This window comes from Alishewanella sp. HL-SH05, assembly GCF_052655985.1.
The window spans coordinates 201,617-226,895 of record NZ_CP199753.1 but is presented as its reverse complement, the minus strand read 5'-3'; the positions used below and the strand labels follow the sequence as shown (position 1 = coordinate 226,895).

The 25,279-nt window shown below is 45.0% G+C and carries 23 protein-coding genes; 12 read left to right on the top strand and 11 right to left on the bottom strand.

Annotated features, from left to right (window positions below; genetic code table 11):
- Window position 1 precedes the first annotated feature (1 nt).
- The 3 genes from yidD to rpmH are packed head-to-tail and all read right to left on the bottom strand — an operon-like array spanning window position 2 to window position 745.
- Window positions 2-265, bottom strand: a complete 264-nt coding sequence (yidD, locus tag ACUJFL_RS01105) for a membrane protein insertion efficiency factor YidD (protein ID WP_226750675.1) — start codon at window positions 263-265, stop codon at window positions 2-4.
- On the bottom strand, window positions 220-588 hold the full coding sequence (gene rnpA, locus ACUJFL_RS01100; RefSeq protein WP_226750676.1) for a ribonuclease P protein component: 369 nt from the start codon (window positions 586-588) through the stop codon (window positions 220-222). The genes yidD and rnpA overlap by 46 nt, the downstream gene beginning before the upstream one ends.
- A 19-nt stretch (window positions 589-607) precedes the next feature.
- The gene (gene rpmH, locus ACUJFL_RS01095; RefSeq protein ID WP_226750677.1) at window positions 608-745 is read right to left on the bottom strand and encodes a 50S ribosomal protein L34; all 138 of its coding nucleotides are present in this window, start codon (window positions 743-745) and stop codon (window positions 608-610) included.
- Between the two features lie 440 nt (window positions 746-1,185).
- On the opposite strand from rpmH, the gene dnaA reads away from it, so the two are divergent.
- Genes dnaA through glyS form a run of 6 tightly spaced genes read left to right on the top strand, consistent with a single transcriptional unit; the run spans window position 1,186 to window position 10,253 of the window.
- Window positions 1,186-2,553: a chromosomal replication initiator protein DnaA gene (gene dnaA, locus ACUJFL_RS01090; protein WP_226750678.1), complete on the top strand. Its 1,368-nt coding sequence runs from the start codon at window positions 1,186-1,188 to the stop codon at window positions 2,551-2,553.
- A gap of 12 nt (window positions 2,554-2,565) precedes the next feature.
- Window positions 2,566-3,669 (top strand): DNA polymerase III subunit beta, encoded by a 1,104-nt coding sequence (dnaN, locus tag ACUJFL_RS01085; protein WP_226750679.1) that lies wholly within the window; start codon window positions 2,566-2,568, stop codon window positions 3,667-3,669.
- Between the two features lie 19 nt (window positions 3,670-3,688).
- Window positions 3,689-4,789: a DNA replication/repair protein RecF gene (recF, locus tag ACUJFL_RS01080; RefSeq protein WP_445428236.1), complete on the top strand. Its 1,101-nt coding sequence runs from the start codon at window positions 3,689-3,691 to the stop codon at window positions 4,787-4,789.
- A 2-nt stretch (window positions 4,790-4,791) separates the two neighbouring features.
- The gene (gene gyrB, locus ACUJFL_RS01075) at window positions 4,792-7,209 is read left to right on the top strand and encodes a DNA topoisomerase (ATP-hydrolyzing) subunit B (protein WP_306177483.1); all 2,418 of its coding nucleotides are present in this window, start codon (window positions 4,792-4,794) and stop codon (window positions 7,207-7,209) included.
- A gap of 60 nt (window positions 7,210-7,269) precedes the next feature.
- A complete protein-coding gene (glyQ, locus tag ACUJFL_RS01070) occupies window positions 7,270-8,196 on the top strand; it encodes a glycine--tRNA ligase subunit alpha (protein WP_445425805.1) in 927 nt (308 codons plus the stop codon).
- Entirely contained in the window at window positions 8,196-10,253 is a 2,058-nt protein-coding gene (glyS, locus tag ACUJFL_RS01065) for a glycine--tRNA ligase subunit beta (protein ID WP_445428235.1), read from the top strand. The genes glyQ and glyS overlap by 1 nt, the downstream gene beginning before the upstream one ends.
- A 102-nt stretch (window positions 10,254-10,355) precedes the next feature.
- On the opposite strand, the gene ACUJFL_RS01060 is transcribed toward glyS, so the two are convergent.
- On the bottom strand, window positions 10,356-10,562 hold the full coding sequence (locus tag ACUJFL_RS01060; RefSeq protein WP_445428234.1) for a diguanylate cyclase domain-containing protein: 207 nt from the start codon (window positions 10,560-10,562) through the stop codon (window positions 10,356-10,358).
- Between the two features lie 60 nt (window positions 10,563-10,622).
- Here ACUJFL_RS01060 and tnpA point away from each other — a divergent pair, with 60 nt between their 5' ends.
- The 3 genes from tnpA (at window position 10,623) to tnpC (ending at window position 12,939) form a co-directional block, all read left to right on the top strand.
- Window positions 10,623-10,907 carry an IS66 family insertion sequence element accessory protein TnpA gene (gene tnpA, locus ACUJFL_RS01055; protein ID WP_445427373.1) on the top strand — a complete coding sequence of 95 codons (285 nt, stop codon included), beginning with the start codon at window positions 10,623-10,625 and terminating at the stop codon, window positions 10,905-10,907.
- Between the two features lie 2 nt (window positions 10,908-10,909).
- On the top strand, window positions 10,910-11,266 hold the full coding sequence (gene tnpB, locus ACUJFL_RS01050) for an IS66 family insertion sequence element accessory protein TnpB (protein ID WP_445425237.1): 357 nt from the start codon (window positions 10,910-10,912) through the stop codon (window positions 11,264-11,266).
- 92 nt (window positions 11,267-11,358) lie between these two features.
- Window positions 11,359-12,939, top strand: a complete 1,581-nt coding sequence (gene tnpC / locus ACUJFL_RS01045) for an IS66 family transposase (protein ID WP_445428233.1) — start codon at window positions 11,359-11,361, stop codon at window positions 12,937-12,939.
- A 37-nt stretch (window positions 12,940-12,976) separates the two neighbouring features.
- Here tnpC and ACUJFL_RS01040 read toward each other — a convergent pair whose 3' ends face one another.
- Both ACUJFL_RS01040 and rlmF read right to left on the bottom strand, forming a co-directional pair.
- On the bottom strand, window positions 12,977-13,861 hold the full coding sequence (locus tag ACUJFL_RS01040; RefSeq protein WP_445428232.1) for a GGDEF domain-containing protein: 885 nt from the start codon (window positions 13,859-13,861) through the stop codon (window positions 12,977-12,979).
- Window positions 13,862-14,436: 575 nt separating this feature from the next.
- Window positions 14,437-15,336, bottom strand: coding sequence for a 23S rRNA (adenine(1618)-N(6))-methyltransferase RlmF (gene rlmF, locus ACUJFL_RS01035; protein WP_445428231.1), 900 nt, complete (start codon window positions 15,334-15,336; stop codon window positions 14,437-14,439).
- A 128-nt stretch (window positions 15,337-15,464) separates the two neighbouring features.
- On the opposite strand from rlmF, the gene ACUJFL_RS01030 reads away from it, so the two are divergent.
- Window positions 15,465-15,863 (top strand): VOC family protein, encoded by a 399-nt coding sequence (locus ACUJFL_RS01030; protein WP_445425801.1) that lies wholly within the window; start codon window positions 15,465-15,467, stop codon window positions 15,861-15,863.
- 8 nt (window positions 15,864-15,871) lie between these two features.
- On the opposite strand, the gene ACUJFL_RS01025 is transcribed toward ACUJFL_RS01030, so the two are convergent.
- The 5 genes from ACUJFL_RS01025 to fadB all read right to left on the bottom strand — a co-directional run bounded on the left by ACUJFL_RS01025 (window position 15,872) and on the right by fadB (window position 21,785).
- On the bottom strand, window positions 15,872-16,297 hold the full coding sequence (locus ACUJFL_RS01025; protein ID WP_445428230.1) for a hypothetical protein: 426 nt from the start codon (window positions 16,295-16,297) through the stop codon (window positions 15,872-15,874).
- Between the two features lie 87 nt (window positions 16,298-16,384).
- Window positions 16,385-17,980, bottom strand: coding sequence for an amidohydrolase family protein (locus tag ACUJFL_RS01020; RefSeq protein WP_445428229.1), 1,596 nt, complete (start codon window positions 17,978-17,980; stop codon window positions 16,385-16,387).
- A gap of 120 nt (window positions 17,981-18,100) precedes the next feature.
- On the bottom strand, window positions 18,101-18,349 hold the full coding sequence (gene tusA, locus ACUJFL_RS01015) for a sulfurtransferase TusA (protein ID WP_226750689.1): 249 nt from the start codon (window positions 18,347-18,349) through the stop codon (window positions 18,101-18,103).
- A 100-nt stretch (window positions 18,350-18,449) separates the two neighbouring features.
- A complete protein-coding gene (gene fadA / locus ACUJFL_RS01010) occupies window positions 18,450-19,613 on the bottom strand; it encodes an acetyl-CoA C-acyltransferase FadA (protein ID WP_445428228.1) in 1,164 nt (387 codons plus the stop codon).
- An 18-nt stretch (window positions 19,614-19,631) separates the two neighbouring features.
- Window positions 19,632-21,785, bottom strand: coding sequence for a fatty acid oxidation complex subunit alpha FadB (fadB, locus tag ACUJFL_RS01005; protein ID WP_445428227.1), 2,154 nt, complete (start codon window positions 21,783-21,785; stop codon window positions 19,632-19,634).
- Between the two features lie 193 nt (window positions 21,786-21,978).
- On the opposite strand from fadB, the gene ACUJFL_RS01000 reads away from it, so the two are divergent.
- Together ACUJFL_RS01000 and pepQ are read left to right on the top strand one after the other, a co-directional pair.
- Window positions 21,979-23,892: a transglycosylase SLT domain-containing protein gene (locus ACUJFL_RS01000; RefSeq protein WP_445428226.1), complete on the top strand. Its 1,914-nt coding sequence runs from the start codon at window positions 21,979-21,981 to the stop codon at window positions 23,890-23,892.
- A 42-nt stretch (window positions 23,893-23,934) separates the two neighbouring features.
- Window positions 23,935-25,260, top strand: coding sequence for a Xaa-Pro dipeptidase (gene pepQ, locus ACUJFL_RS00995; RefSeq protein ID WP_445428225.1), 1,326 nt, complete (start codon window positions 23,935-23,937; stop codon window positions 25,258-25,260).
- The last annotated feature ends 19 nt before the right edge of the window (window positions 25,261-25,279 follow it).

The following is a 25,279-nucleotide window of genomic DNA, read 5'->3' as shown; positions in this document are numbered from 1 at the left end:
GTTAGCTTTTCTCATTATGCTTATCAGGAACGGGATCTTCACCACCTTGGTGAAACGGATGACATTTTAATATGCGTTTGCTGGCTAACCAAGCCCCTTTTGCTGCACCAAAGCGACCAATGGCCTCAATAGCATAATTTGAGCAAGTTGGGTGGAATCGGCAGCGTGGCCCCAATAGCGGGCTTATCAATAATTGATAACCTCGGACTAGGCCGAGCATCAACCAAACGATAAAGCGGTGTATTGGCGAGCGATCTTCTGCCATAGCCGTTCCAGTTGTTTCAGTAATTCATCATTAGGGGTGTTGCTAATATCCCCTTTTACCATGAGTACCAGATCCACACCGGGAAGCTGATGCTGATGCAAACGAAAGCTGTCGCGCACACATCGTTTAATACGATTGCGGTGCACGGCTAATTTAACACGTTTTTTGGCGATAGTAAGGCCAATTCGTGGATGAGCTAACTGATTGGGCTTTGCTAGAATGGTAAATAGGGGAGATGCGACCCGAAACGGGTTTTGAAAAACATTATCAAACTGACTGGGAGTTAACAGACGTAACTCCCGGCCGAATCTGAAGCTGGGCACGCAGCGTTTAACGACCAGTTTAGGCTGTTAAACGTTTACGGCCTTTAGCACGACGACGTGCTAACACCTCACGACCATTTTTAGTGGCCATGCGGGCGCGGAAACCGTGGTTACGCTTGCGCTTTAATACGCTTGGTTGAAAGGTTCTTTTACTCATAATTTCATCCGTCCGGTCGAAATATTTACTAAGGTTACCTGTGTTTTAGCAAATACACCAAAACGCAGCTGACAAAAATGAGCGCGAATTTTAAGTACTCTGCGCCCTAAAGTCAATGCGATCCTTGCTTTAATTACGATCCTAGCCAGTCGCGATCCCAGTTTTACTAAAGTTTTCCACAGCCTAGGCGATCTTTTACGAATAAAGTGTGAGTTATTTATTGTTTAAGCCAGATTTAACCCAGTTTTAGCTTGAGTATTCTTAAATAGAATAACAGTATAATAACCAATTAATACAATGGTATAGCGTGTTGGCGGGGGTGTTGTTAGGCTTTTTTAAAAAGTCAATCTTGAAGTTGTGGATAAGATCATACGATAATGCCGTTTGGCATTTCTACACCAGCCTTATCGATCATTATAATTCAGGCTTCAGGAGATCAGGTGTATCAGTCCGTTTGGCAAAATTGTCTGCAAGCTTTGCAAGCAGAACTCCCCGCGCAACACTTTAGTATGTGGATCCGTCCTTTGCAGGCTGACAGCTCGGCTGACGCTTTGACGTTGTATGCACCGAATCGTTTTGTACTGGATTGGGTGCGTGAAAAATACCTAAACCGGATCCTTGAACTGATCCGCGATTACTGTGGTGACAATGCACCGCGTTTACGCTTTGATGTGGGTACTAGCCAAAATAACGTTAAAGCTACTCCCGCGCCACAACCTCATCTGATGCCGTCTGAGGTAGCTGTCGCTTCGCGAGAAATTGCAGAACCGGTTCCTAAAACCATAGTGCGCTCCAATATGCGCGCAAATTACACCTTTACTAACTTTGTTGAGGGTAAATCGAACCAATTGGCTCGGGCGGCAGCCTCACAGGTGGCTGACAACCCTGGCACGGCTTATAACCCATTATTTATCTATGGCGGTACAGGTTTAGGTAAGACGCATTTATTACATGCGGTTGGTAATGGCATTTTAGCGAAGAAACCGGATGCAAAAGTGATATACATGCATTCAGAGCGCTTTGTGCAGGATATGGTAAAAGCGTTACAAAACAATGCTATAGAAGAGTTTAAGCGCTATTATCGTTCAGTTGATGCGTTACTTATTGACGATATTCAATTCTTTGCCAACAAAGAACGTTCCCAAGAAGAATTCTTTCATACCTTTAATGCCTTGTTAGAAGGCAATCAACAGATCATTTTAACCAGCGATCGTTACCCCAAAGAAATTGATGGTGTCGAAGATCGCTTAAAATCACGCTTTGGTTGGGGTCTGACTATCGCTATCGAGCCACCTGAGCTTGAAACCCGGGTGGCGATCTTAATGCGAAAAGCGCAAGAAAATCAGATCCGTCTACCGGAAGAAGTGGCTTTTTTCGTGGCCAAGCGTTTGCGCTCAAATGTTCGCGAACTCGAAGGCGCCTTGAATCGGGTGATTGCTAATGCTAATTTCACCGGCCGGCCCATTACCATTGATTTTGTGCGGGAAGCTTTACGCGATTTATTAGCCCTACAAGATAAGCTGGTGACCATTGAAAATATTCAAAAGACCGTAGCCGAATACTACAAAATCCGTATAGCGGATTTACTGTCGAAACGGCGTTCTCGTTCGGTAGCGCGACCGCGGCAAATGGCGATGGCATTAGCGAAAGAACTCACCAACCATAGTTTGCCAGAAATTGGGGATGCCTTTGGTGGTCGCGATCATACAACTGTGCTTCATGCCTGTCGTAAGATTGAATCGCTAAAAGAAGAAACACATGAAATTAAAGAAGATTTCCAAAATCTTATTCGAACATTATCGTCTTAACAGGGTTTTGTTATGCAATTTGTGATTAACCGTGACGCCTTACTGAAGCCGCTACAAATGGTATCGGGTGCTATTGAACGCCGCCATAATTTGCCAATTTTATCGAATGTGTTATTGGATGTTAGCGCCGATACACTGTCACTGACCGGTACCGATTTAGAAGTGGAGTTGGTTGCTAGCACGGTACAATTGCAAGTACACAGTGCAGGGCGGATTACTGTGCCGGCAAAAAAGCTGTTAGATATTTGCCGCAGCTTACCGGAAAACAGCGATATTGCCGTGCAGGTGCAAGGTGAAAATTGTATTTTAAGCAGTGGCAAAACCAAATTTACGTTATCCACGCTCAATGCTGCTGAATACCCCAATTTAGAAACCTGGCAAGGTGAGGTTGAGTTATCATTGACTCGCCAACAGTTGCGCAAGTTATTAGATGATACGGCCTTTTCGATGGCCAATCAGGACGTACGCTATTACTTAAATGGTTTGTTGTTTGAAGTGGATAACGGCAACTTATCTGCAGTGGCTACTGATGGTCATCGTTTAGCCATGAGTACCTTAGCGTTGCCGTCTTATGCTGGCCAACAAAAGCAGATTATTATTCCACGCAAAGGTGTTTTAGAAATTATGCGCTTGTTGGCGAATGATGAGCAGTTGGTCACCTTGAGCCTTGGCCAAAATCACATTCGTTTAAGTGACAGCAGTTTTAGTTTTAGCAGTAAATTAATTGATGGCCGTTTCCCCGATTACCGTCGTGTGTTGCCGCGCAACAGTACCAAGCAAGTGACCGCGCATCGTACCGTATTAAAAGATGCCTGCACTCGCGCTTCTATTTTATCGAATGAAAAATACCGCGGTGTGCGTTTTACTCTAAGTTCTTCTGAACTGCAGATTGTGGCGAACAACCCTGAGCACGAGCAAGCAGAAGAAGTGATCGAAGTGGAGTACGAAGGGGATAACCTCGAAATTGGTTTTAATGTCGGTTATTTATTGGATGTGTTAAATAGCTTGAATACTGATCTGGTGATCCTGAATTTAAATGATTCCAATTCTAGTGCCTTAATAGAAGGTGTGGGTAATGTTGGTGCTGCCTACGTTGTCATGCCAATGCGCTTATAATTCTGTTGTTGTCTAAAGCATGTCGTTAATCTCGCTGCAGCTTAAGCAGTTCCGTAATTTTTCGGAACTGCAGTTTAATGCGCATGCGCAGTGCAATCTGATTTTCGGTGAGAATGGCAGCGGTAAAACCAGCCTATTAGAAGCAATTTATTATCTGGCTCATGGTCGTTCCTTCAGAAGTAGTCGGCATCAACGTTTAATTCAATACGAGCAAGAGCATTTTGTCCTGCATGCTAAGGTTGCCGATGCTGAACAAACCTTTAGCTTAGGCTTGCAACGCGACAAGCAAGCCGAATTGCTATTGCGGTTAAATGCGGCCAGTAACTGCAAGTTAGCCGATTTTGCGGCTTTGTTGCCGGTGCAATTAATTACGCCTGACAGTTTTAAATTATTTTTTGGTGGCCCGAAAGAGCGTCGTCAATATTTTGATATGGGTGTGTTCCACGTGGAACCTACCTTCTATACCGTGTGGTTGCAGTTTAGTCGGGTTCTGAAACAACGTAATGCCTTGTTAAAGCAAAGCCGGGCTTATGATCAGCAATTTGATTATTGGGACCAGCAATTAGTCAGTCTGGCTTGGCAGTTACAATCGTTGCGAGAGCATTATATCGGTCTGCTGCAACATGAATATTTGAAGCTAGTAGAGGGTAATTCCCTGTTAGCTGAAGTGAGTTTGCAATTACAAGCGGGTTGGCCTGAGCGGGTGCAAAGTCCAGCCGATTTGAAGCAACTGTTAGAACAAAATTTTCAGCAAGATATGCGGCAGGGTTTTACTCAATATGGCCCACAAAAAGCGGATTTAAAACTTCGAAGAAAGCAGTTAGTGGTTGAAGAAGTATTATCCCGTGGACAGCTAAAAGTGTTATTATTTGCGCTTAAAATCGCACAAAACAATGTGATAGGTAGCAGCGGCAAGAAACAGCCCTTGTTATTGATTGATGATTTAGCATCCGAGTTGGATGCCAGTTCCACCCAAACGGTTTTTAATTATTTAAACAATATTAATTCGCAGGTTTTTATAACAGCAATTAATGCTGATCAGGTTTCACCTTTTATACCGGCTTCGCGCCGGCAAATGTTTCACGTGGAACACGGTCAGATAACAAGCACGGACAGATAGAGATGGCCGAAGAGCATAATTACGATTCCTCAAGTATTAAAGTATTAAAAGGTCTGGATGCAGTACGTAAAAGACCCGGTATGTATATCGGTGATACCGATGACGGTACGGGTTTACACCATATGGTGTTCGAGGTGGTCGACAATTCCATCGATGAAACCTTAGCAGGCTACTGTACTGACATCTGGGTCACCATTCACAGTGATGGTTCGGTCTCTGTTCGTGATAACGGTCGTGGCGTACCTACTGATATGCACGAAGAAGGCGTCTCAGCCGCTGAAGTTATCATGACCGTGCTGCATGCCGGCGGTAAATTTGACGATAACTCTTATAAAGTATCAGGTGGTTTGCACGGTGTGGGCGTATCCGTTGTAAATGCCTTATCTGACAAATTAGAACTGACCATTCGCCGTAAAGGCAAAGTGCATAACCAAATTTATCATCTGGGTGTACCACAAGCACCTTTAGCGGTAATCGGTGAAACAGAAGGTTCAGGTACGGCCATTCGTTTTTGGCCAAGCCCAACTATTTTCTCTGACATCAATTATCACTACGATATTTTAGCGAAACGTTTACGCGAACTGTCGTTCTTAAACTCGGGCGTAAGTATTATCTTAACCGACGAGCGTAACGATAAAAGCGACCATTTTAAGTATGAAGGTGGTATCGAAGCTTTTGTACAGTATTTGAATCGTAGTAAAACCAGCGTGCATCCAAAAGCGTTCTATTTTTCTGATCAGCGCGAAGACGGTATTTCAGTTGAAGTGGCGATGCAATGGAACGACAGCTATCAAGAAAACGTATTTTGTTTTACTAACAACATACCGCAACGTGATGGTGGTACTCACTTAGCAGGCTTCCGTGGTGCCTTAACCCGCGTTCTAAATACCTACATTGAGCATGAAGGTTATGCGAAAAAAATGAAGGTACAAGCTTCTGGTGATGATGCCCGTGAAGGTTTAACGGCGGTGATCAGTGTTAAAGTGCCTGATCCAAAATTCAGTTCGCAAACGAAAGACAAATTGGTTTCTTCAGAAGTCCGTTCTGCTGTTGAAAGCGTCATGGGTGAAAAGCTCAACGAGTATTTGTTAGAAAACCCAGGTGATGCCAAAATTATCGTGGGTAAGATTGTTGATGCAGCACGTGCGCGTGATGCCGCGCGTAAAGCGCGTGAAATGACACGCCGTAAAGGGGCGCTAGACATTGCCGGTTTACCGGGTAAATTAGCCGACTGCCAAGAAAAAGATCCGGCGTTATCTGAACTGTACATTGTAGAGGGTGACTCTGCGGGTGGTTCAGCCAAGCAAGGCCGTAACCGTAAAAACCAAGCTATTCTGCCGTTAAAAGGTAAAATCTTAAACGTTGAAAAAGCGCGTTTTGATAAGATGCTATCTTCACAAGAAGTGGGCACCTTAATCACGGCTTTAGGTTGTGGTATTGGTCGCGAAGAATATAACCCAGACAAAACACGTTATCACAGCATCGTATTAATGACGGATGCTGACGTTGACGGTTCGCATATTCGTACCTTATTACTGACGTTCTTCTATCGGCAAATGCCTGAGTTGATCGAACGTGGTTACATCTATATTGCCCAGCCACCGCTGTTTAAAGTGAAAAAAGGCAAGCAAGAGCAGTATATTAAAGATGAGCCCTCATTAGTTGAATACTTAACGACACTGGCTTTAGATGAAGCTTATTTGCATGTTAATGAAAATGCCCCCGGCATTGGTGGTGAAGCACTGGAAAAGCTGGTTCGTCAATATCATAAAGCTACCAGCATCATCCAACGTTTAAGCCGTAAGATCCCACAGAACTTACTAACCGAACTGATTTATATTGCCGGTTTAACCACTGAGACAATGAAAAATCAAACGGCGGTAGAAGAATGGGTAAAAACCTTAGCGAAGCGTTTAGATGAGAAAGAAGGTGACGGCTCAATTTATAAATACGATGTGGTAGAAGATCGCGAGCGGCAGTTATTCCAGCCAAAAGTGATTATTCGTCAGCATGGTATCGATAACGAATACTTGTTACATCACGATTTTATTACCTCTCGTGACTATTTAAGCCTAGCAGCCTTAGGTGATGAGATCCGTGACTTAATCGAAGAAGGCGGTTATATCCGTCGTGGCGAGAAAGTGAAACCAGTAGCCACATTCCGTGAAGCCTTAGACTGGTTAATGTCTGAGTCGAAGCGCGGTTTGTATATTCAGCGTTATAAAGGGCTAGGGGAAATGAACCCCGATCAGCTTTGGGAAACCACCATGGACCCACAAAATCGCCGGATGCTGCAGGTAAGGATCGAGGACGCTATCGGTGCTGATCAACTGTTTTCAACCCTGATGGGGGATCACGTTGAACCACGGCGAGCCTTTATAGAAGAGAATGCTTTATACGTCGCAAACTTAGACGTGTAACCGCACAATACCAAGTAGGGGCTTTTCAGCCCCTCAGTTATTTTAGTGAGTTAGTAGCGCATGCATAAATACGATACGAAAACCTTTCAGGGGCTAATCTTAGCCTTGCAGGATTACTGGGCGCGTCAAGGCTGCGTTATTGTTCAGCCGTTAGACTTGGAAGTGGGCGCAGGTACTTTTCATCCTATGACCTTCCTGCGTTCGTTAGGCCCTGAGCCAACCAACGTTGCCTATGTGCAACCTTGTCGTCGGCCAACGGATGGTCGTTATGGCGAAAATCCAAACCGTTTACAACATTACTATCAGTTCCAAGTTATCCTTAAACCATCACCTGATAATATTCAGGAACTGTACTTAGGCTCTTTGGAAGAGTTAGGATTAGATACCCTGGTACATGATATTCGCTTTGTCGAAGACAACTGGGAATCGCCAACGTTAGGTGCTTGGGGCTTGGGATGGGAAGTGTGGTTAAACGGCATGGAAGTCACACAGTTCACTTATTTCCAGCAAGTCGGTGGCTTAGAGTGTCGTCCGGTGACCGGTGAGATTACCTACGGCCTAGAGCGTCTGGCCATGTATATCCAAGGTGTGGATTCCATCTATGATCTCGTTTGGGCTGATGGCCCCTTAGGTCTTGTGACTTACGGAGACGTATTCCATCAGAATGAAGTTGAACAATCAACTTACAACTTTGAACATGCCGATGTACCTGCTTTGTTTAGCTACTTTGATCAGTGTGAAAAAGAAAGCCAATATCTGATTGAAAAAGGCTTGGCATTGCCAGCCTACGAAAAAGTTATGAAGGCTTCGCATGCCTTTAACTTATTAGATGCACGACATGCCATTTCGGTAACTGAGCGTCAGCGTTATATATTACGAGTGCGGGCTTTAGCGAAAGCCTGTGCTGAAGCCTATTTTGCCGCACGTGAAAAATTAGGTTTTCCGCTTTGCAAAACGCAGCCTGCAGTTCAAAAGGAGGCCAAATAATGAGTGCTCAGGATTTTCTGGTTGAGATTGGTACTGAAGAGTTACCACCAAAAGCACTGACAACCTTAGCCACGGCTTTTGCAGAAAACATTACGGCGGAATTAGCCAAGTTAGAATTACAACATGGTACGGTGCAATGGTACGCTGCACCACGTCGCTTAGCTGTGCGCATTAATCAATTAGCGGCACAACAAGCTGATAAAGTAGTAGAAAAGCGTGGCCCTGCTATTGCAGCCGCCTTTGATAAAGCGGGTGAGCCCACCAAAGCAGCTCAAGGCTGGGCTGCAGGTTGTGGTATTAGCGTGGCCGAAGCCGAACGTTTAGAGACCGATAAAGGCGCATGGTTGTTGTGTAAGCAGTTACAAAAAGGCCAAAGCACCACAGCATTATTACCTGAGATAGTGACTAGCGCTTTAGCGAAGCTACCTATCGCTAAGCCGATGCGCTGGGGTAATTCAGATGCTGAATTTATCCGACCTGTACATACTATTATTATGTTGTTCGGTGAAGCGATTGTTCCTGCAACAATATTAGGTCGACAAAGCGGTAATCAAACGCACGGCCATCGTTTTCATGCACCGGCTAAAGTAACCGTAAAGCATGCTGATGCTTACTTACCCGTGTTAGAACAAGCTTATGTCATTGCTGACTTTAGTCGTCGTAAAGCGTTTATTGCTGAGCATGTAACTGCTGCAGCTAAACAGCTTGATGCACAAGTGCAATGGGATGATGCTCTGCTCGAAGAAGTGACCGCCTTAGTAGAATGGCCGGTTGTGTTAGTGGGAAGCTTTGAAGAAAGTTTCTTGCAAGTGCCAGCCGAACCACTTATTTCAACCATGAAAGACAACCAAAAATACTTCCCATTGCGTGATCAGCAAGGCAAGTTATTAAACAAATTTGTGTTTGTCGCGAACATCGCCAGTAAAGATCCGCAGCAAATTATCTCGGGTAACGAGAAAGTGGTGCGGCCGCGTCTATCAGATGCACAGTTTTTCTTTAATACCGATCGCAAAACTAAGTTAGTGGATCGCTTAGAAAGCTTAAGCACTGTGTTATTCCAACAGCAATTAGGTACCTTAGCGGAAAAATCGGAGCGGATCAGTCAGGTTGCTGCCTATATTGCTAAGCAAATTGGTGCTGATGAAACGGCGGCAGCACGCGCCGGTTTATTATCTAAAACCGATTTAATGACCAACATGGTCGGAGAGTTCCCAGAGGTACAAGGTATTATGGGAATGCACTATGCACGCTTAGATGGTGAAGCGGAAGCAGTGGCATTAGCGCTCAATGAGCAATACATGCCGCGTTTTGCAGGTGATCAATTACCAAGCCGTTTAGAAGGTGCGGCAGTAGCCATTGCCGATAAATTAGATACCTTAGTCGGTATTTTTGGCATTGGCCAAGTGCCGAAAGGCGATAAAGATCCTTTTGCATTGCGTCGTGCAGCTATTGGTGCTTTGCGTATTATGGTCGAAAAGCAACTGCCATTGGATTTAGTCGATTTAATTCGCTTTAGCCAGCAGACTTTTGGCAGTAAATTGACGCATTCAGAGGTGGCTAATGACGTCGTCGACTTTATGCTCGGCCGCTTCCGTGCTTGGTATCAAGACGAAGGTTACAGCATTGATGTGATCCAAGCCGTACTGGCACGCCGTCCAACCAACCCTGCAGACTTTGACCGTAGGGTGAAGGCGGTAGCCGCGTTCCGTAAACTTGAGGCCGCTTTAGCGCTGGCAGCAGCGAATAAACGCGTTGCAAATATTCTTGCTAAGGTGGACACCGCCATTGCGGATACTGTGCATGAAAACTTACTGCAGGAAAACGCGGAACAAGCCTTGTTTAGTGCGATAAAGGCAGAGCAAGTGTTTCAGGCGAGTGTCAGTGATTATACCAGCGCGTTAAGCCATCTTGCCGCTTTACGTGAGGTGATTGATCATTTCTTTGATCAAGTAATGGTCAATGCAGATGATGCCGCCGTCAGAGCGAATCGTTTAGCGTTATTAAAACAGCTACGCGAATTATTTTTGCAGGTTGCTGATATCTCAGTATTGCAATAGAACATGAATAACTAAAGAGCCAGCTAAATTGCTGGCTCTTTAGTTTATTTAATAAATGTCGAACGATGAACGCGCAATTTAATAATATATTAAAATGATAAGTTAGCCTCTTGTTTGATCTCGGCCATTGTTTTTTGCTTTGTATAACATCATATCTGCCAACTTTATACTTTCACTAAACTCTTCAGACTTATTGCATAACGCAACTCCCAAACTTGCTGTTACCTTATATTGCGGTGCAGAAGGGACCAATTGTTGTTGGTGAGACTGTTTGCGAATTTTATCGTAAGCGTAACGCCAACCACACATTCCTATCCTAACTGATCAACATTACCCTGTCTGCCACTTTAAATTATCAGGGTAATCATCATGAAACGCACTAAAGAACAATGGCTAGCGTTATTCGCCGAGCAAGCCCAAAGTGGCCTCACTCAAACGGCATTTGCTAAACGACAAGGGATTATTCCGACCTACTTCAATCTGCGTAAACGCCAGTTGTTGGCTCATCAGAATGACGACACCGGTTTCATTGAATTAACACCACAAAGCTCGCCACTGGCACGGCATATCCTGCTACGCAAGCGTGATATGGAATTGCAACTTCCAGCAGGGACGGATGCACTCTGGTTAGCCGCCTTGCTCAGGGCACTTTGACCATGAAAATGTTCCTCGATGTGCTTAAGGTCTATTTGCATAAACAGCCGGTCGACTTTCGCAAATCCATTAATGGCTTATCGTTGCTGGTCGAGCAAGAGATGCAGCTCTCGCCATTTAGCGGCGCGTTGTTTGTGTTCTGCAATCGGCAGCGTACTCGGTTAAAAGTGCTGTACTGGGATAGCACTGGGTTTTGTCTGTGGTACAAGCGACTTGAAAAAGACACGTTTCGCTGGCCAAGGCAGATGCCAGGTAAAGTGTTGTCGATTAGCGAGCAGCAATGGCATTGGCTGTTGCAAGGTGTCGATATTCAAAAAATCACCGCGCACCAGCCGCTGCATTACCAGAGTGTGGGTTGATATGCCGATCGGCTATAAATCCTGTAGATCGCATCCAAAACAATCTAAATCTTACCAAGCACTTAGCCAAATTGGCCGTTACAATAACGGCCATGAAAAAGATACCAGACACCCTACCTGATGACGTTGAACTGCTTAAGAAAATGCTGCTTGAGCAGTCCGCGCTACTTGCCAAGCATGAGCAAAAGCTTGAGCGCAAACTGGCGCAAAAAGACAAACGCATCGCTAAACTAGAGCGGGTTAACCAGCAGCTGTCGGATAAGCTGCAGCAATTGCTGGAGCGCTATAACCTGAAGAAGTACCAGAAATTTAGCCCCAGCAGCGAGACCTACGAAGGTGAAGGCGAAGTCTTAAATGAGGCCGAACAGCTTATTGAAGACGAGTCCGTAGCGACAGAGCCAGATACTCAGACGACCGAGAGCGCTGAGAAAGCCGCCAAGCCACGCCGACCGCGTATTACCCCTGAATTGCCCCGCGTTGACGTTATCCATGACATTGACGATAAAACCTGTGCCTGCTGCGGCCATGCCCTGCATCAAATGGGTGAAGAGGTTAGTGAGCAAATTGAGTTCGTGCCCGCGCAAATCCGTGTGCTGAGAAATGTCCGGTTGAAATACAGCTGCCGGCAGTGTGAAACCAATGGCACTAAGGTCGACATTAAGATTGCCGATGTACCGCCTGCGGTTATCCCTAAGAGTATGGCCACGCCAAGTTTACTGGCGCAAATCATCAGCAGCAAAATGCACTATGGCTTACCGCTGTACCGACAAGAGCAGTTGTTTAATCAGGCGGGCATTGAGCTTAGTCGTCAAACGATGAGTCGTTGGCTGATAACTTGTGCAGAAAAACTGCAACCGCTATTGGCCTTAATGAAAACCGAGCTTCTGAAACAGCCGGTGCTGTGGGCAGATGAAACCACGGTTAATGTGCTGGATGTTGAGAAAAGCACCTGTTACATGTGGGTATATGGCTGTGGCTTAGAAAAAAGTACCGGCCCTAAGCTGGTGCTGTTTGATTATCAGGATAGTCGCAGCAGTAAACATCCCTGTGACTTCTTATCCGGCTTTAACGGTTATCTGCAGGTCGATGGTTATGCCGGATATGAGAAAACCGACGCAACCTTAGTCGGTTGCTGGGCGCATGCCAGACGCAAGTTCGTTGAAGCCCAAAAAGCGCAGGGCAAAGGCAAAACGGGTAAAGCGGATGTGGCCCTTAACCACATCCAGAAACTCTATGCACTGGAGAGTAAATTAAAAACCGTACCGCCTGACAAGAAGTATGACGCCAGACAAGCACTAGCTAAACCACTGCTAGAACAATTTAAAAGCTGGCTGGATAAATCAAGCGAGAGTGTCACGAAAGAAAGCTTACTGGGAGTCGCTATCACGTATAGCCTGAATCAGTGGCCCAAGCTCATCCGCTATCTGGACGATGGTAGACTTAATATCGACAACAACCGTGCTGAGCGCGCCGTCAAACCGTTCGTGATTGGACGCAAGGCGTGGTTGTTTGCCAATACTGAAACGGGCGCAGAAGCCAGTGCTGCAATGTATAGCCTAGTCGAAACGGCCAAAATTAATGGTCTGGAACCGTATAATTACTTATACCGCTTGCTCACTGAGCTGCCAAAAGCCAATACCCACGAGCAATTGCAACAGCTCCTGCCTTACTGATCAGCAGCCACACCGCAAGGTGTGGTTGCTGCTACGCTTACATTTTATCAGCTACATTCAACGCATCTTGAACAGAAGTACGTGGCAAAATTAATAAAAACTCTTCACCACCGATGCGACATGCGAAGTCTTGTTGGCGAATATTTTGTTTGAACATATATGCGACTGATTTAAGTACGTCATCTCCAACATCGTGACCAAAATTATCATTAAGGCGTTTAAAGTAATCTATGTCACACATAATAAGAGAAAGCGGAAAAAAAAGATCCGGTTGTTTTTCGAAGCTTGGTACTAAACAAGCATCAATAAAGCGACGATTCGCTAAATTGGTTAACTGATCAGTGTTTGCTTGTTGGTCTTTAATTTGTTGTAGCTTATCCATTGCTTCGTGACTACGTTCACGGTAATGATCGTTAATCCAACAGACAATAATAACAATGAGCAACGAGGCAATAAAACGACTAGCTTCAGCATCTTTATAGTTTGCCGTAATAAGGTCGGGGATAAAAAGCATTATACTTAGAATAATAAGTAAAACAGCATTCGAGATTAGCGCATTGCGCACACCAAGTAAGCCAAACAAAATTGCGGGAAATGGAAATACCCAAAACAGTGCTGTGTTATTAAAGCCCCCTTGATAAACTAGGCTAAGAACAAAACTTGCAACAAGTAGCGTTTCAATAACACAGGCTCGATCAAGATTGCGAGTAATATTAAAAACAATTATGTTTAATAAGAACAAACTGCCCGTAGTAAACAAGATAATAGGTAATAATATTTGTTCAGCACTGAGATTTTTTACACCGTAAATAAACATAACGGCAGTGGTGATGTAACTAACAAACCTCAGAATATATAAACGCCGTCGAGCATCAATTTTCTGAGCTTGTTCCGTACTTTGCTTATTAAAAGGCTGATGCAATGTTTTTAATCCTTCAAATTATCTCATCATACTAATGTTAGTCTGCTATTTTTTAAAGCCAAGGGTTAATGTTAATTTGCCTGTATAAAAAAGCCAAACATAGCGGCATTTAGTATTAGCTATCCAAAATAGACTAAGTTTCAGAATTAGAGATTCTCGTTCATAAGGTTAATCGTCCAAAACATTAACAGCACTTTATACAGTATAAAATAGGTGGATATCGTTGGCTTGGCGAGGTTTCATCAACATAGGTATATAAGAGCCTAGTTATATTGACGAATAAACCCAGTAAGTTCGCGGCCAATTACTTGCTACATATTTTAGTCCGTTACTAATAAATTAAACATCTGTTTAAGCAACAGAGTTATTGCTTGTTTACCATTTTTCCATCAGTGGTATACGAATACCAAGGTGGTTTTTAAGTTAACGGTAAGAAGTCAGAGCTAATCAGCATCGGCTACTAAAAATACAACTCGTAAATTGTATGAATCAACTAGGTAAAGAACAAATTCAGCGGATGAGAACCACTCTATGGCAATATTAAGAGAGTTATTAGCTGCTGTTCGTCAAATGGTTTAGTGAAATCGCCAAGTTAATAATAAGCTGCTCTTTTGGCCTTGCTGCATCTTCAATTGTTTCACTTCAACCGTTTGATATTGTGTTAACAACGCGAGCAACAGGTTGTGGTGTTTTTGCTGTGAGACCAGAGTGGTAAACCAGCCAACTTGTTTAGCAAATAATGCGCTCTCTTTAATCATATTGCTAATAAAAGCGAGCTCGCCGCCGTCACACCATAGCTCATTGTTATTGCCCGAAAAATTGCGACCTTGCTTGGCTTTACCGAGCTTTTGCCATTTTTGTTGGTTAACCGTTTGTGCTTCAGCAGCAGAACGATAAAAAGGGGGATTACACACCACTAAATCAAAATACTCCTGCGCGTGGATAATACTTTGAAAAATCTGCAAAGGTTTGGCTTGTAAGCGCAAACTAATCATCCCTTTTAAGCGATCGTTGGCGTTAATAATAGTGTTGGCGATGTTCAGAGCTTGCTGATCAATATCGCTACCGACAACCTGCCAACCGAAACTGCGTGTCGCCAAAATGGGGTAAATGCAATTCGCGCCACAACCAATATCTAGCATTCGTACTTGTTTACCCTGTGGCACTTGCCCGTGATGTTGTGGCAGTTGACCAAGCAAATCGGCCGCATAATGTAAATAATCAGCACGGCCTGGGATCGGTGGGCAGAGATAACCTGAGGGTAATTGCCAAAAATCAATTTGGTAATAGCTTGCTAAAATGGCCGCATTAAGATGTTGTACCGCCTGACTGTCACTGAAATCTATAGTGGCAGCACCGGTTGGTGTGCGGGTTAAAAATGGCGTTAATGCAGGATATTTGGCACAGAGTGTTGGCAAATCATAACGGCCATGATGCGGATTTCTGGGGTGAAGTTTTGAAGGTTCGCTGGTCATAATCTTTAATAGTAAGCACTTTGCGCTAAGTGTAATAGAATGCCGCTTGGGCTGCGAGTTAAACTCGCCACAATAAGCACAAGCTTCGGCTAGCGGATGCAATATGACTCATTTAAAAGGAGCTTGCCATGGCGCAGAAATTTATCAGTTGTATCAGTTTATTAGTAACGGATTATGATGCGGCGATTCAATTTTACACGCAGTGTTTAGGTTTTAACTTAATAGAAGATACCATGCTATCCGCCGATAAACGCTGGGTAAAAGTCGGCCCACCAGGCGCACAAACCGCGATCTTGCTGGCTAAAGCAAGTAATGCACAGCAACATGCCTTGGTCGGCTGTCAAACCGCAGATCGGGTAGGACTGTTTTTACAAACAGACAATTTTTGGCCAGACTACGAGAAAATGTGTCAGCAAGGTGTCGTGTTTTTGGAAGCACCTCGTGAGGAAACGTATGCTACCGTAGTGGTGTTTCAAGATTTGTATGGTAATAAATGGGATTTACTACAGCCTAAACAACCTGCCTAGCAACCGTATTAACTTTTAAAACCGTTCACAAACTCAGTATCTGGCAAGGCTTGTTGCAGCAATTGCTGTAACGGTTGCATTTGTTCCAGCCGAAATTTGTATTGCACGCGAAGCTGGCCATTTAAGTCAAAATCGATAAAACCCAGATTATCTTCTTGCCACAGTGTGATTTGTTTAATGCTGCGAAGCGGGGCGCTGTCCATGCCGACACGCAGTTTTTGTTCCTGAACAGCAAAAAGTCTCAGGATGTCTTTGCTATAAATATACTCGTCATCACTCAGCTGGTTATTTTTGCTGAAAAAAAATAGCTCTAAGCTAAATAGTAAAGCCGTGAAAAACAAACTTTGATAACCAAATAGCCAAAATAAAAGCGCAATACCCAGCAGTATTAGCGCTTTTGCAGTAATAGAGTCTTTAATCAGTGGCCAAAACATAGATAAAAGCTGAATAAGTTAACATTTAGTTACCTTAAATAACCTCGCTAGGCTCGTCAAGCTAGAGACCGTCTGTTAGCGACTCGATTAATTGCTTGGTGCTAATTCTGCTGTTTTAGCTTGTTGTACTAAGTTACGTACATCCTGTAGCAGTTGCTGTGCGTCATAGACAATGCCATCTTTAATGGTATAGCGCACACCTTTAGTGCGTTCTGCTTCATTATTGTCGTTTAATCGATAATGCCCGGTGCCATATAGCACTTTAAAATTGGCTAACGGGTTTTCAGCTACAATGAACATGTCGGCTTTTTTGCCCGGTACGATACTGCCAATGTCTTCGTCTAAACCCAGTGCAATAGCGCCATTAAGCGTTGCCGCTTGAATAACTTCCAGTGCATTAAAGCCGGCTTCACGTAATAGTTCTAACTCTTGAATAAAGCCAAAACCATAGATTTTATAGATATAACCCGCATCTGAACCGGTGGTAATACGACCACCATGGTTTTTAAAGTCTTGTAGAAATTGCATCCACAACCGGTAATTTTCGCGCCAACGTACTTCATGCTCAGTGGTCCAATCAAACCAGTAGGAGCCATGTGCGTAACGGTTTGGCGTAAAGAAACGCGTTAGGGTCGGTAGGGTATACTCTTGATGCCATTCAGCGTTACGCTGCGCGGAGGCATCACGGCTAGCTTCATAGATAGTTAGGGTGGGGTTAATAGTAAAATCGAGTTTAATAAGCTCATCTCGTACCGCAATCCATTTATCTGAGCCGGGTTTAGCTGCTTGCGCCCATAATTCACCGGCAGCCGCGAAGCGATCTTGTTCATTTTGATAGTTATAGTTTGTCGGATAGTTTTGAACAGTTTGTCCATCAAACAATGCTTCAGGCAAACCATACCAATGTTCCATCGAACCCAGCCCCATGCGGGCACTGTCGACGACATTGGTGCGCATCACATTAAGTTGCGCATGATGCATCATGCTGCCAAGATTTTGTTTTTCAGCTTCATCTAAGGCTGCAGCCATAATGCTGGGCGTAGCACCAAAAAATTTAATGCCCGCTGCTCCGGCTTTTTTAATGTCTTTAACCCATTTACGTGCCTGATCCGGATTAAATACCGGTTGCGCTAAGCCTTGACCAAAGCCAACATAAGGCACGATCCTCGGCGCGACTATTGTATTCGCGGCGGCCGCTTTGACGTGCTTTAACGTCCATGCTAGGCCGTTAAAACTGCCGGGCTCTCTTACGGTGGTAATGCCATGCGCGAGCCAAAGTTTAAATACATATTCTGCAGGGATGCCATTGGCTGAGCCGCCAATATGACCGTGCATATCAATAAAGCCAGGCAGGATATACATACCGCTGATATCCATTTCTTGATCGCCAGGCGCCGCTTGTGGTCGACTGGCAGGCAATACGGGCACATCAGGATAACCGACAATACTCACTTGTTTAATCCGGTCTTGCTCGATAACGATATCGACAGGCCCTACTGGTGGCGCACCTTCTCCACTAATTAAAATCCCTCCTCGAAGAATTAACCGCTTATAAGGGCCATCACCTTGGTTGCCGCGCTCAGGCGCTGAGGGCGTGCGCTCAGTGGTTTGGGCGAAGGTAATCGGTGTTATTAAGGTAGCTAATATCAATAACGTGAAGGGAAGTCGCATAAAACGGACCATAACATTTCCAATAGTCATTTATTATGGTATCAGTGTGGATAAAGTTTCGACATGTCGCAAGCGATTACGTTAGCTCGTCGTTAGGATGCGTTAAAAGGTTTCTGGGTTTAACAGTGAGTGTTAATGAGCCCCTTTTTTGATTAAGTAACGGTAGGGAATTTCGCTGGTGCTGTATTGCATTAACTCGTGATCCATAAAGCGACAAAAAGCGGGAATATCACGCGTACTGGCTGGATCGTCGGCGATAATCAACAAGGTTTCACCATTTTGCATTTTTCGGATCTGTAGTCTTACCATCATCACTGGCTCTGGGCAGCGTAGGCCTAGGGCATCTAAGGTGTGATCGGCATGCTGAAATTCATCTGCCATTGATAACTCCAATAATATAAGACGCAAATTTAACGACAAGCCATTAAAAAAGGCCGTATCAACGGCCTTATTCTAAGCGATTGTGTTACAAGCTGCCAGTTTAAGGCCGCTCAAACACCGTGGCAATGCCTTGGCCTAAACCAATACACATAGTCGCTAAACCAAATTTACCGCCCTTATCTTCCATCACATTTAGTAAGGTGGTGGCGATACGTGAACCTGAACAACCTAATGGGTGACCTAGCGCAATGGCGCCCCCATTAAGATTCACTTTTTGGTCGGCCACTTCAAGTAAGCCAAGATCTTTCATGACGGGCAAGGCTTGTGCGGCAAAGGCTTCGTTCAGTTCTGCATAGTCAATGTCGTTAATGGTTAAGCCAGCCATTTTTAACGCTTTCTTGCTGGCAGGTACCGGGCCATAACCCATGATGGACGGATCACAACCTGCGACACCCATACCGCGTACATAAGCACGGATAGGTAAGCCTAAGGATTTAGCTTTCTCTTCGCTCATCACTAACATACCCGATGCACCGTCAGATAAGGCTGAAGACGTACCGGCCGTTACAGTACCGTTTGCTGGGTCAAACACCGGGCGTAAAGCTGATAACGCTTCAACCGTGGTTTCAGGACGGATGACTTCATCATAATCCATGAGTTTTAACACGCCGTCGGCATCGTGACCTTCAGTAGGAACAATTTCGTTTTTAAACCGACCCTGCTCTGACGCTTCTTGTGCCAAGCGGTGTGAGCGAGCACCAAATTCATCTTGTTGCTGACGACTGATACCGTGCATTTTACCAAGCAGTTCTGCGGTTAAACCCATCATGCCTGCTGCTTTGGCAACAGATGTTGCTAAGCCTGGATGAAAATCAACACCGTGATTCATTGGCACATGACCCATATGCTCAACACCACCAATTAGATAGACTTCGCCCATACCCGTTTGAATAGCACGTACGGCGTCATGCAAAGCTTGCATGGATGAACCACAAAGACGGTTAATGGTCACCGCGGGCACAGAATGCGGGATACCGGCTAATAACGAGGCGTTTCGAGCAATGTTAAAGCCTTGTTCTAGCGTTTGTTGCACACAACCCCAGATCACATCATCAATATCGGCAGCATCTAATGCGGGATTACGAGATAACAACGATGCCATAACATGCGCTGAAAGTTGTTCGGCACGCACATTACGATACATGCCACCTTTAGAGCGACCCATCGGGGTGCGAATACAATCTACTATTACTGCGTTTTTCATTATGCTGTGCTCCTGCGCTTAAACCGGGAAGAAACGCTGGCCGTTGGCAGCCATGGCGCGCGTATGATCTGTAACCTGATAAATTTCACCTAAATGAGCGTATTTATCGGCTAGGGCAACAAAGTTAGCTAAACCTAAGGTGTCGGCGTAACGCAGTGGACCACCGCGGAACGGAGGGAAACCTAAGCCGTAAACAAGGCCCATATCGGCTTCAGCGGCACTGGCAACGATACCTTCTTCTAAGCAGCGAATGGTTTCGTTAATCATCGGTACCATAACGCGAGCAATAATCTCGTCAGCACTAAACTCGTGTTTCTCAGTCGTAAGTTCAGACAGTAAACCTAAGCTTGTTGCATCGATATCTTTCTTCGGTTTGCCTTTGGCGTCTTTACTGTAAGTATAGAAACCTACGCCATTTTTCTGGCCGTAACGTTTCGCGTTATACATCGCGGCTACCGGGTCCTTTGCCAGTTTCGCCATCCGAGTTGGGAAGCCATCCGCCATCACATCGGTACAGTGATAAGCGGTGTCTAAGCCCACTACGTCAAGTAAATAGGCGGGACCCATTGGCCAACCAAATTGTTTCTCCATCACTTTATCAACTTGCGCAAAATCTGCGCCATCCAGCACTAACTTACTGAAACCAGCAAAGTAGGGGAACAATACACGGTTAACGAAGAAACCAGGACAGTCGTTTACAACAATGGGGGATTTCCCCATTTTGGCAGCATAAGCCACGACCGCAGCAACGGTTTCATCACTGGTATCTTTACCGCGGATGACTTCAACTAACGGCATTCTGTGTACGGGGTTAAAGAAATGCATACCGCAGAAGTTTTGCGGCCGATTTAGGTTTGCCGCTAACTGATTAATAGAAATAGTAGAGGTGTTCGAGGTTAAAATGGCATCGTCGCTTAATAAGGCTTCAGTTTCTTTTAACACCGCGCCTTTAATTTTTGGATTCTCGACAACCGCTTCGACAACGATATCCACGCCGGCCACTAAATCATTGCTTAACGTCGGGGTAATAGCCGAAATCACTTTAGCCATGCCGACGGCATCTAATTTTTTACGATCGACTTGTTTTGAGAGCAACTTGGTTGCTTCTGACATGCCTAAAGCGAGTGCGTTGTCGGCAATGTCTTTCATGACCACCGGTACACCTTTCAGTGCAGACTGATAAGCAATACCCCCGCCCATAATACCCGCGCCTAATACAGCGGCTTTATTCACGGCTTTAGTCGCGGTCTTCGCGGCTTTTTTCGCTTTACTTTTAATGACTTGGTCATTTAAAAATAGCCCTACTTGCGCCGTCGCCGCGTCGGTCTTGGCTAATTTGGCAAACCCGGCGTTTTCTAAAGCAACGGCACCAGCCCGATCTAACGTGCTAGCGGCTTCTATCGTTTGTACCGCCATCATCGGTGCCGGATAATGTTTACCCGCAGTGGCGAACACCATACCCTTGGCTGTATTAAAGCTCATGGTGGCTTCAATTTTATTCAGTTTTAGAGGCTGTAATTTTACGGCGCGTTTTTTCTGCCAGTTTAGCTGACCCGCGATAGCGTCTTGCAGCATGCTTAAACCGGCTGCCGCTAATTTTTCAGGGGCAACAACGGCATCAATTAAACCTTCTTTTTGGGCTTGCTCTGCACTGCGATCTTTACCGGTGGTGATCCACTCCATGGCATTGTCAGCGCCAATAATCCGTGGTAAACGAACCGTGCCCCCAAAGCCAGGCATTAAACCGAGTTTAACTTCAGGTAAGCCGATGCGCGTGGTCGTGTCAGCTACACGGTAGTCACAAGCGAGCGTCCATTCACAGCCGCCACCTAAGGCGAAGCCTTTAATGGCCACTACGGTAGGAACAGGCAGGTCTTCACAAGCATCAAACACATCAGAAGCTTGTTTAATCCACGGAACTAAATCGGCTTCAGGCCGTTCAAAAATAGGTAAAAACTCAGTAATGTCAGCACCGACCACAAAGTTATCTTTGCCACTAACAAAAAGAACACCTTTTAAAGCGGGATCCGCGTGCAGCTTACTTAGGGCTGCCTTACAATCAGTCAGCGTTTGTTGATCAAATTTGTTGACCGAACCTTGTGCGTTAAAGGTAAACTGGGCAATACCAGGTTGCACATACTCAACCTGAATGCTGTTACTCTGGTAAATCATAAAAATGCTCCTTGGTCGCGTTAGCTATATATCATTATTCGCAACTGGTACGATGAGGTTATCTGATCCAGTGTCTCGTGCTTTTAGAAAAATATCAATAGTTATTTAAACGGGTGTTTTAAATCGTGCTAAGCACAAACATACTTAACTATAGACAGTATTGACTGACTAAGTTTTCATCTGGAGTTGTACAGTGAAACGCCTGATCTTTATATTAAGTTGTACTTTTTTTTCTACAATGGCTGTCAGTAATGCTGAACAGATTGAACAGCAACGTGAGTTATTTGTGCAAGCCGAGCGCCAAATTGGCTCTGCACCTCTTAGGCAAGTTGAAGCTTGGCTGGAAGAATTAAAAGATTATCCGTTACAACCCTATCTGCAACAACGCTACTTACAGCGGCGTTTGAATGCTCACACTGATATTGAAAGCTTTTTACAGCAACATAAAGGCTCTCCGCTGGATTGGCCGTTGCGCCGGCCCTTTTTACAAAGTTTAGCTAAAGCAAAGCAATCTGAACGGTTTTTAATGAACTTTCCGGGTAGTTCAGACGCTGAGCTAAATTGTACGGCGTTGGAGCAGCGTTTGCTGGTTAGTCCGGTTGATAAGCAGCAAGTCTGGCAGGAGGTACAAGCGTTATGGACCGTAGGGAAATCACAACCTAAAGACTGCGATGGCCTGTTTAAACAATGGCGCCAGGTTAATCCGCTGCAAGCCGATACAGTGTTGCGGCGTATTCAATTGTCTGCAGAAGGCGGTGATGCGAGTTTAATTCGTTATTTAAAAACCTTGCTACCGACTAATCAGCAATATTTAGCGGACATGTGGCTACAAGTAAGAAAGGACCCTAGTGTCATGACGAAAGGTCGCTTCTTTGCTGGCAAACATGTGGTTGAACGCGACATTTTGGCTTACGGTTTAAAGCGTCTAATCTGGCGCTCACCCGATCAGGCCTTAAAAATGTGGCAGCGTTTTGTTAATGATCCTTATTTTATCGCTGCTCAGCGCGTTGATGTGCAGCGTCAATTTGCTATTGCCTTAGCCAGTAAAGGGGATAGTCGCGCCGATGAGTGGATGGCGCAGTTACCCCCCGAGTTATTGGATAGCAGCTTGGCACAATGGCAAGTAGGCCATGCGTTACGAGAACTAAACTGGCCGAAAGTGCAAAAAGTCATTGAGCAGTTTCCTGCAGATCTCGCGGCAGATATCAATTGGCGCTATTGGTTAGCTCGAGCTTTTGAAGAGCAGGGTCAGCAAGCAAAGGCCGATCCCATTTTTCGTGAGCTGGCTTTGCGTAGACACTTTTATGGCTTTATGTCGGCAGCTAAGTTGGGGCTACCACCGAGTTTAGCGCACAATCCGGTGATGGTATCTGCTGAAGAGTTGTTATTAGTGCAGCAACACCCTGCGGTGCAACGCGCCATTGAATGGCTGGCGCTTGGCCGAATGACCGAAGCGCGACGGGAATGGAATTTCTTACAACGCTCAGTGACTGAATCGCAAAAGTTAGCCGCAGCTAAGCTAGCCGGTCAAATGGAGTGGCATGAGCGCGCCATTTTTACGCTGGCGGATGCCGGTTATTGGGACGATGTAGAATTACGTTTTCCGCTGGCTTATAAAGATGAAATTCAACGCTCGGCGAAAGGCGCAAAAGTAGATTCTGGTTGGGCTATGGCAATAGCTCGGCGCGAAAGCTCTTTTATGGCTGATGCTAATTCTCCGGTGGGTGCGCGAGGTTTAATGCAAATTATGCCAGCTACCGCCAATGATATTGCAAAAAAACGCGTGCCAATAGCGCAACTTTATAACCCCACCACCAATATCGATTATGGTACCGATTACCTTAATTATTTGATGAAGCGTAACGACGGTAATTTAATTATGGCCACCGCAGCTTACAATGCAGGTTACAGTCGTGTTCGGCAATGGATCCCGACAGACCACGCTTTGCCCGTTGATGTATGGGTAGAAACGATCCCTTATCGCGAAACGCGAGAATATGTAAAAGCAGTGATGGCGTATTATCAGATTTACAATATTCGCTTAAATGAACCCATTGATGTGTTTCAACCGCTGGTTGCGATGCAGATTGGGGCGAAGAGTAAATGATGTTATTATCCAAAGCCCTTAACAGCAACCAGTAAGGTGTTTATGAACTCAACATATCAGCAACTTTATCCAGAGCATCTAGCAGAACTGCAGTTGCGTACCCGCAATGTGTTGGCTCGTGAGAATCTCGACGCGCTCGTTATTCATTCAGGTCAAGCAAAGCGCAAGTTCTTGGATGATATGGATTATCCGTTTAAAGCCAATCCACATTTTAAAGCGTGGTTACCGGTAGTCGATAATCCGCATTGCTGGTTAATAGTTGATGGTGTAAATAAACCCAAACTGATTTTTTATCGGCCAAAAGATTTTTGGCACAAAGTGCCTGACGCACCAAGTGATTTTTGGGCTGAGCACTTTGATATTCAGTTGCTTGAAAAAGCTAATACGGTTGAAAAGCTGTTGCCTTATGATAAAGCACGTGTGGCGTATTTAGGTGAGTATCTTGAAGTCGCTAAAGCCTTAGGCTTTACCCACATCAACCCTGAGCCCGTGATGAATTACCTGCATTTTTACCGGGCGTATAAAACCGCTTATGAGCATGCCTGTATGCGCAATGCCAACCGTATGGCTGTGACCGGGCATCGTGCGGCAGCCGCGGCCTTTTATGCCGGTGGCAGTGAGTTTGATATTCAGCTCGCTTACTTAGCGGCTGTTGGCCAAACTGAAAATGAAGTGCCTTATGGCAATATCATTGGTTTAAATGAACATGCCGCTATTTTGCACTACACTGCTTTAGAGCGTAAAAAACCTGCGCAGCATCATTCCTTTTTAATTGACGCGGGTGCCGAGTTTCATGGTTATGCGGCAGACATTACTCGTACTTACAGCTTCGATCCGAAAGATGAATTCTCTGCACTGATCCAAGCGGTGCAAAACGTGCATTTGCAGGTAGTGGATGCGATTAAACCGGGTAACAAATACACGGATTTACAGTTTTTAACTCATCGCTTGTTAGCACAAGTGCTGATTGATTTTGATTTTGTCCGCAGCAGTGTCGATACTATTGTTGATACCGGTATTAGTAGCACTTTTTTCCCGCACGGCGTGGGCCATCACCTAGGTTTGCAAGTGCATGATGTCGGTGGTTTTATGGCCGATGAGCGTGGCACTCATGTGGCTTCACCAGAACAACATCCGTTCTTACGCTGTACACGGCTGATTGAACCGTCAATGGTATTTACTATTGAGCCAGGCTTATATTTTATCGATAGTCTGTTAGCCGACTGGCAAGACAAAACCGAGAATAAGCTGTTTAACTGGCAAAAAATTGATGCTTTCCGCCAGTTTGGTGGTATTCGTATCGAAGATAACATTATTGTGCACCGTGAGCGCAATGAGAATATGACTCGCGAGTTGCAACTGCCATAAGCGGTCGCTGAAAAGGACA

Coding starts and splice junctions, on each gene's coding strand:
- yidD (WP_226750675.1), bottom strand. CDS start 265: ATGGCAGAAGATCGCTCGCCAATACACCGCTTTATCGTTTGGTTGATG.
- rpmH (WP_226750677.1), bottom strand. CDS start 745: ATGAGTAAAAGAACCTTTCAACCAAGCGTATTAAAGCGCAAGCGTAAC.
- dnaN (WP_226750679.1), top strand. CDS start 2,566: ATGCAATTTGTGATTAACCGTGACGCCTTACTGAAGCCGCTACAAATG.
- recF (WP_445428236.1), top strand. CDS start 3,689: ATGTCGTTAATCTCGCTGCAGCTTAAGCAGTTCCGTAATTTTTCGGAA.
- gyrB (WP_306177483.1), top strand. CDS start 4,792: ATGGCCGAAGAGCATAATTACGATTCCTCAAGTATTAAAGTATTAAAA.
- glyQ (WP_445425805.1), top strand. CDS start 7,270: ATGCATAAATACGATACGAAAACCTTTCAGGGGCTAATCTTAGCCTTG.
- glyS (WP_445428235.1), top strand. CDS start 8,196: ATGAGTGCTCAGGATTTTCTGGTTGAGATTGGTACTGAAGAGTTACCA.
- ACUJFL_RS01060 (WP_445428234.1), bottom strand. CDS start 10,562: ATGTGTGGTTGGCGTTACGCTTACGATAAAATTCGCAAACAGTCTCAC.
- tnpA (WP_445427373.1), top strand. CDS start 10,623: ATGAAACGCACTAAAGAACAATGGCTAGCGTTATTCGCCGAGCAAGCC.
- tnpB (WP_445425237.1), top strand. CDS start 10,910: ATGAAAATGTTCCTCGATGTGCTTAAGGTCTATTTGCATAAACAGCCG.
- tnpC (WP_445428233.1), top strand. CDS start 11,359: ATGAAAAAGATACCAGACACCCTACCTGATGACGTTGAACTGCTTAAG.
- rlmF (WP_445428231.1), bottom strand. CDS start 15,336: ATGACCAGCGAACCTTCAAAACTTCACCCCAGAAATCCGCATCATGGC.
- ACUJFL_RS01030 (WP_445425801.1), top strand. CDS start 15,465: ATGGCGCAGAAATTTATCAGTTGTATCAGTTTATTAGTAACGGATTAT.
- ACUJFL_RS01025 (WP_445428230.1), bottom strand. CDS start 16,297: ATGTTTTGGCCACTGATTAAAGACTCTATTACTGCAAAAGCGCTAATA.
- ACUJFL_RS01020 (WP_445428229.1), bottom strand. CDS start 17,980: ATGGTCCGTTTTATGCGACTTCCCTTCACGTTATTGATATTAGCTACC.
- tusA (WP_226750689.1), bottom strand. CDS start 18,349: ATGGCAGATGAATTTCAGCATGCCGATCACACCTTAGATGCCCTAGGC.
- fadA (WP_445428228.1), bottom strand. CDS start 19,613: ATGAAAAACGCAGTAATAGTAGATTGTATTCGCACCCCGATGGGTCGC.
- fadB (WP_445428227.1), bottom strand. CDS start 21,785: ATGATTTACCAGAGTAACAGCATTCAGGTTGAGTATGTGCAACCTGGT.
- pepQ (WP_445428225.1), top strand. CDS start 23,935: ATGAACTCAACATATCAGCAACTTTATCCAGAGCATCTAGCAGAACTG.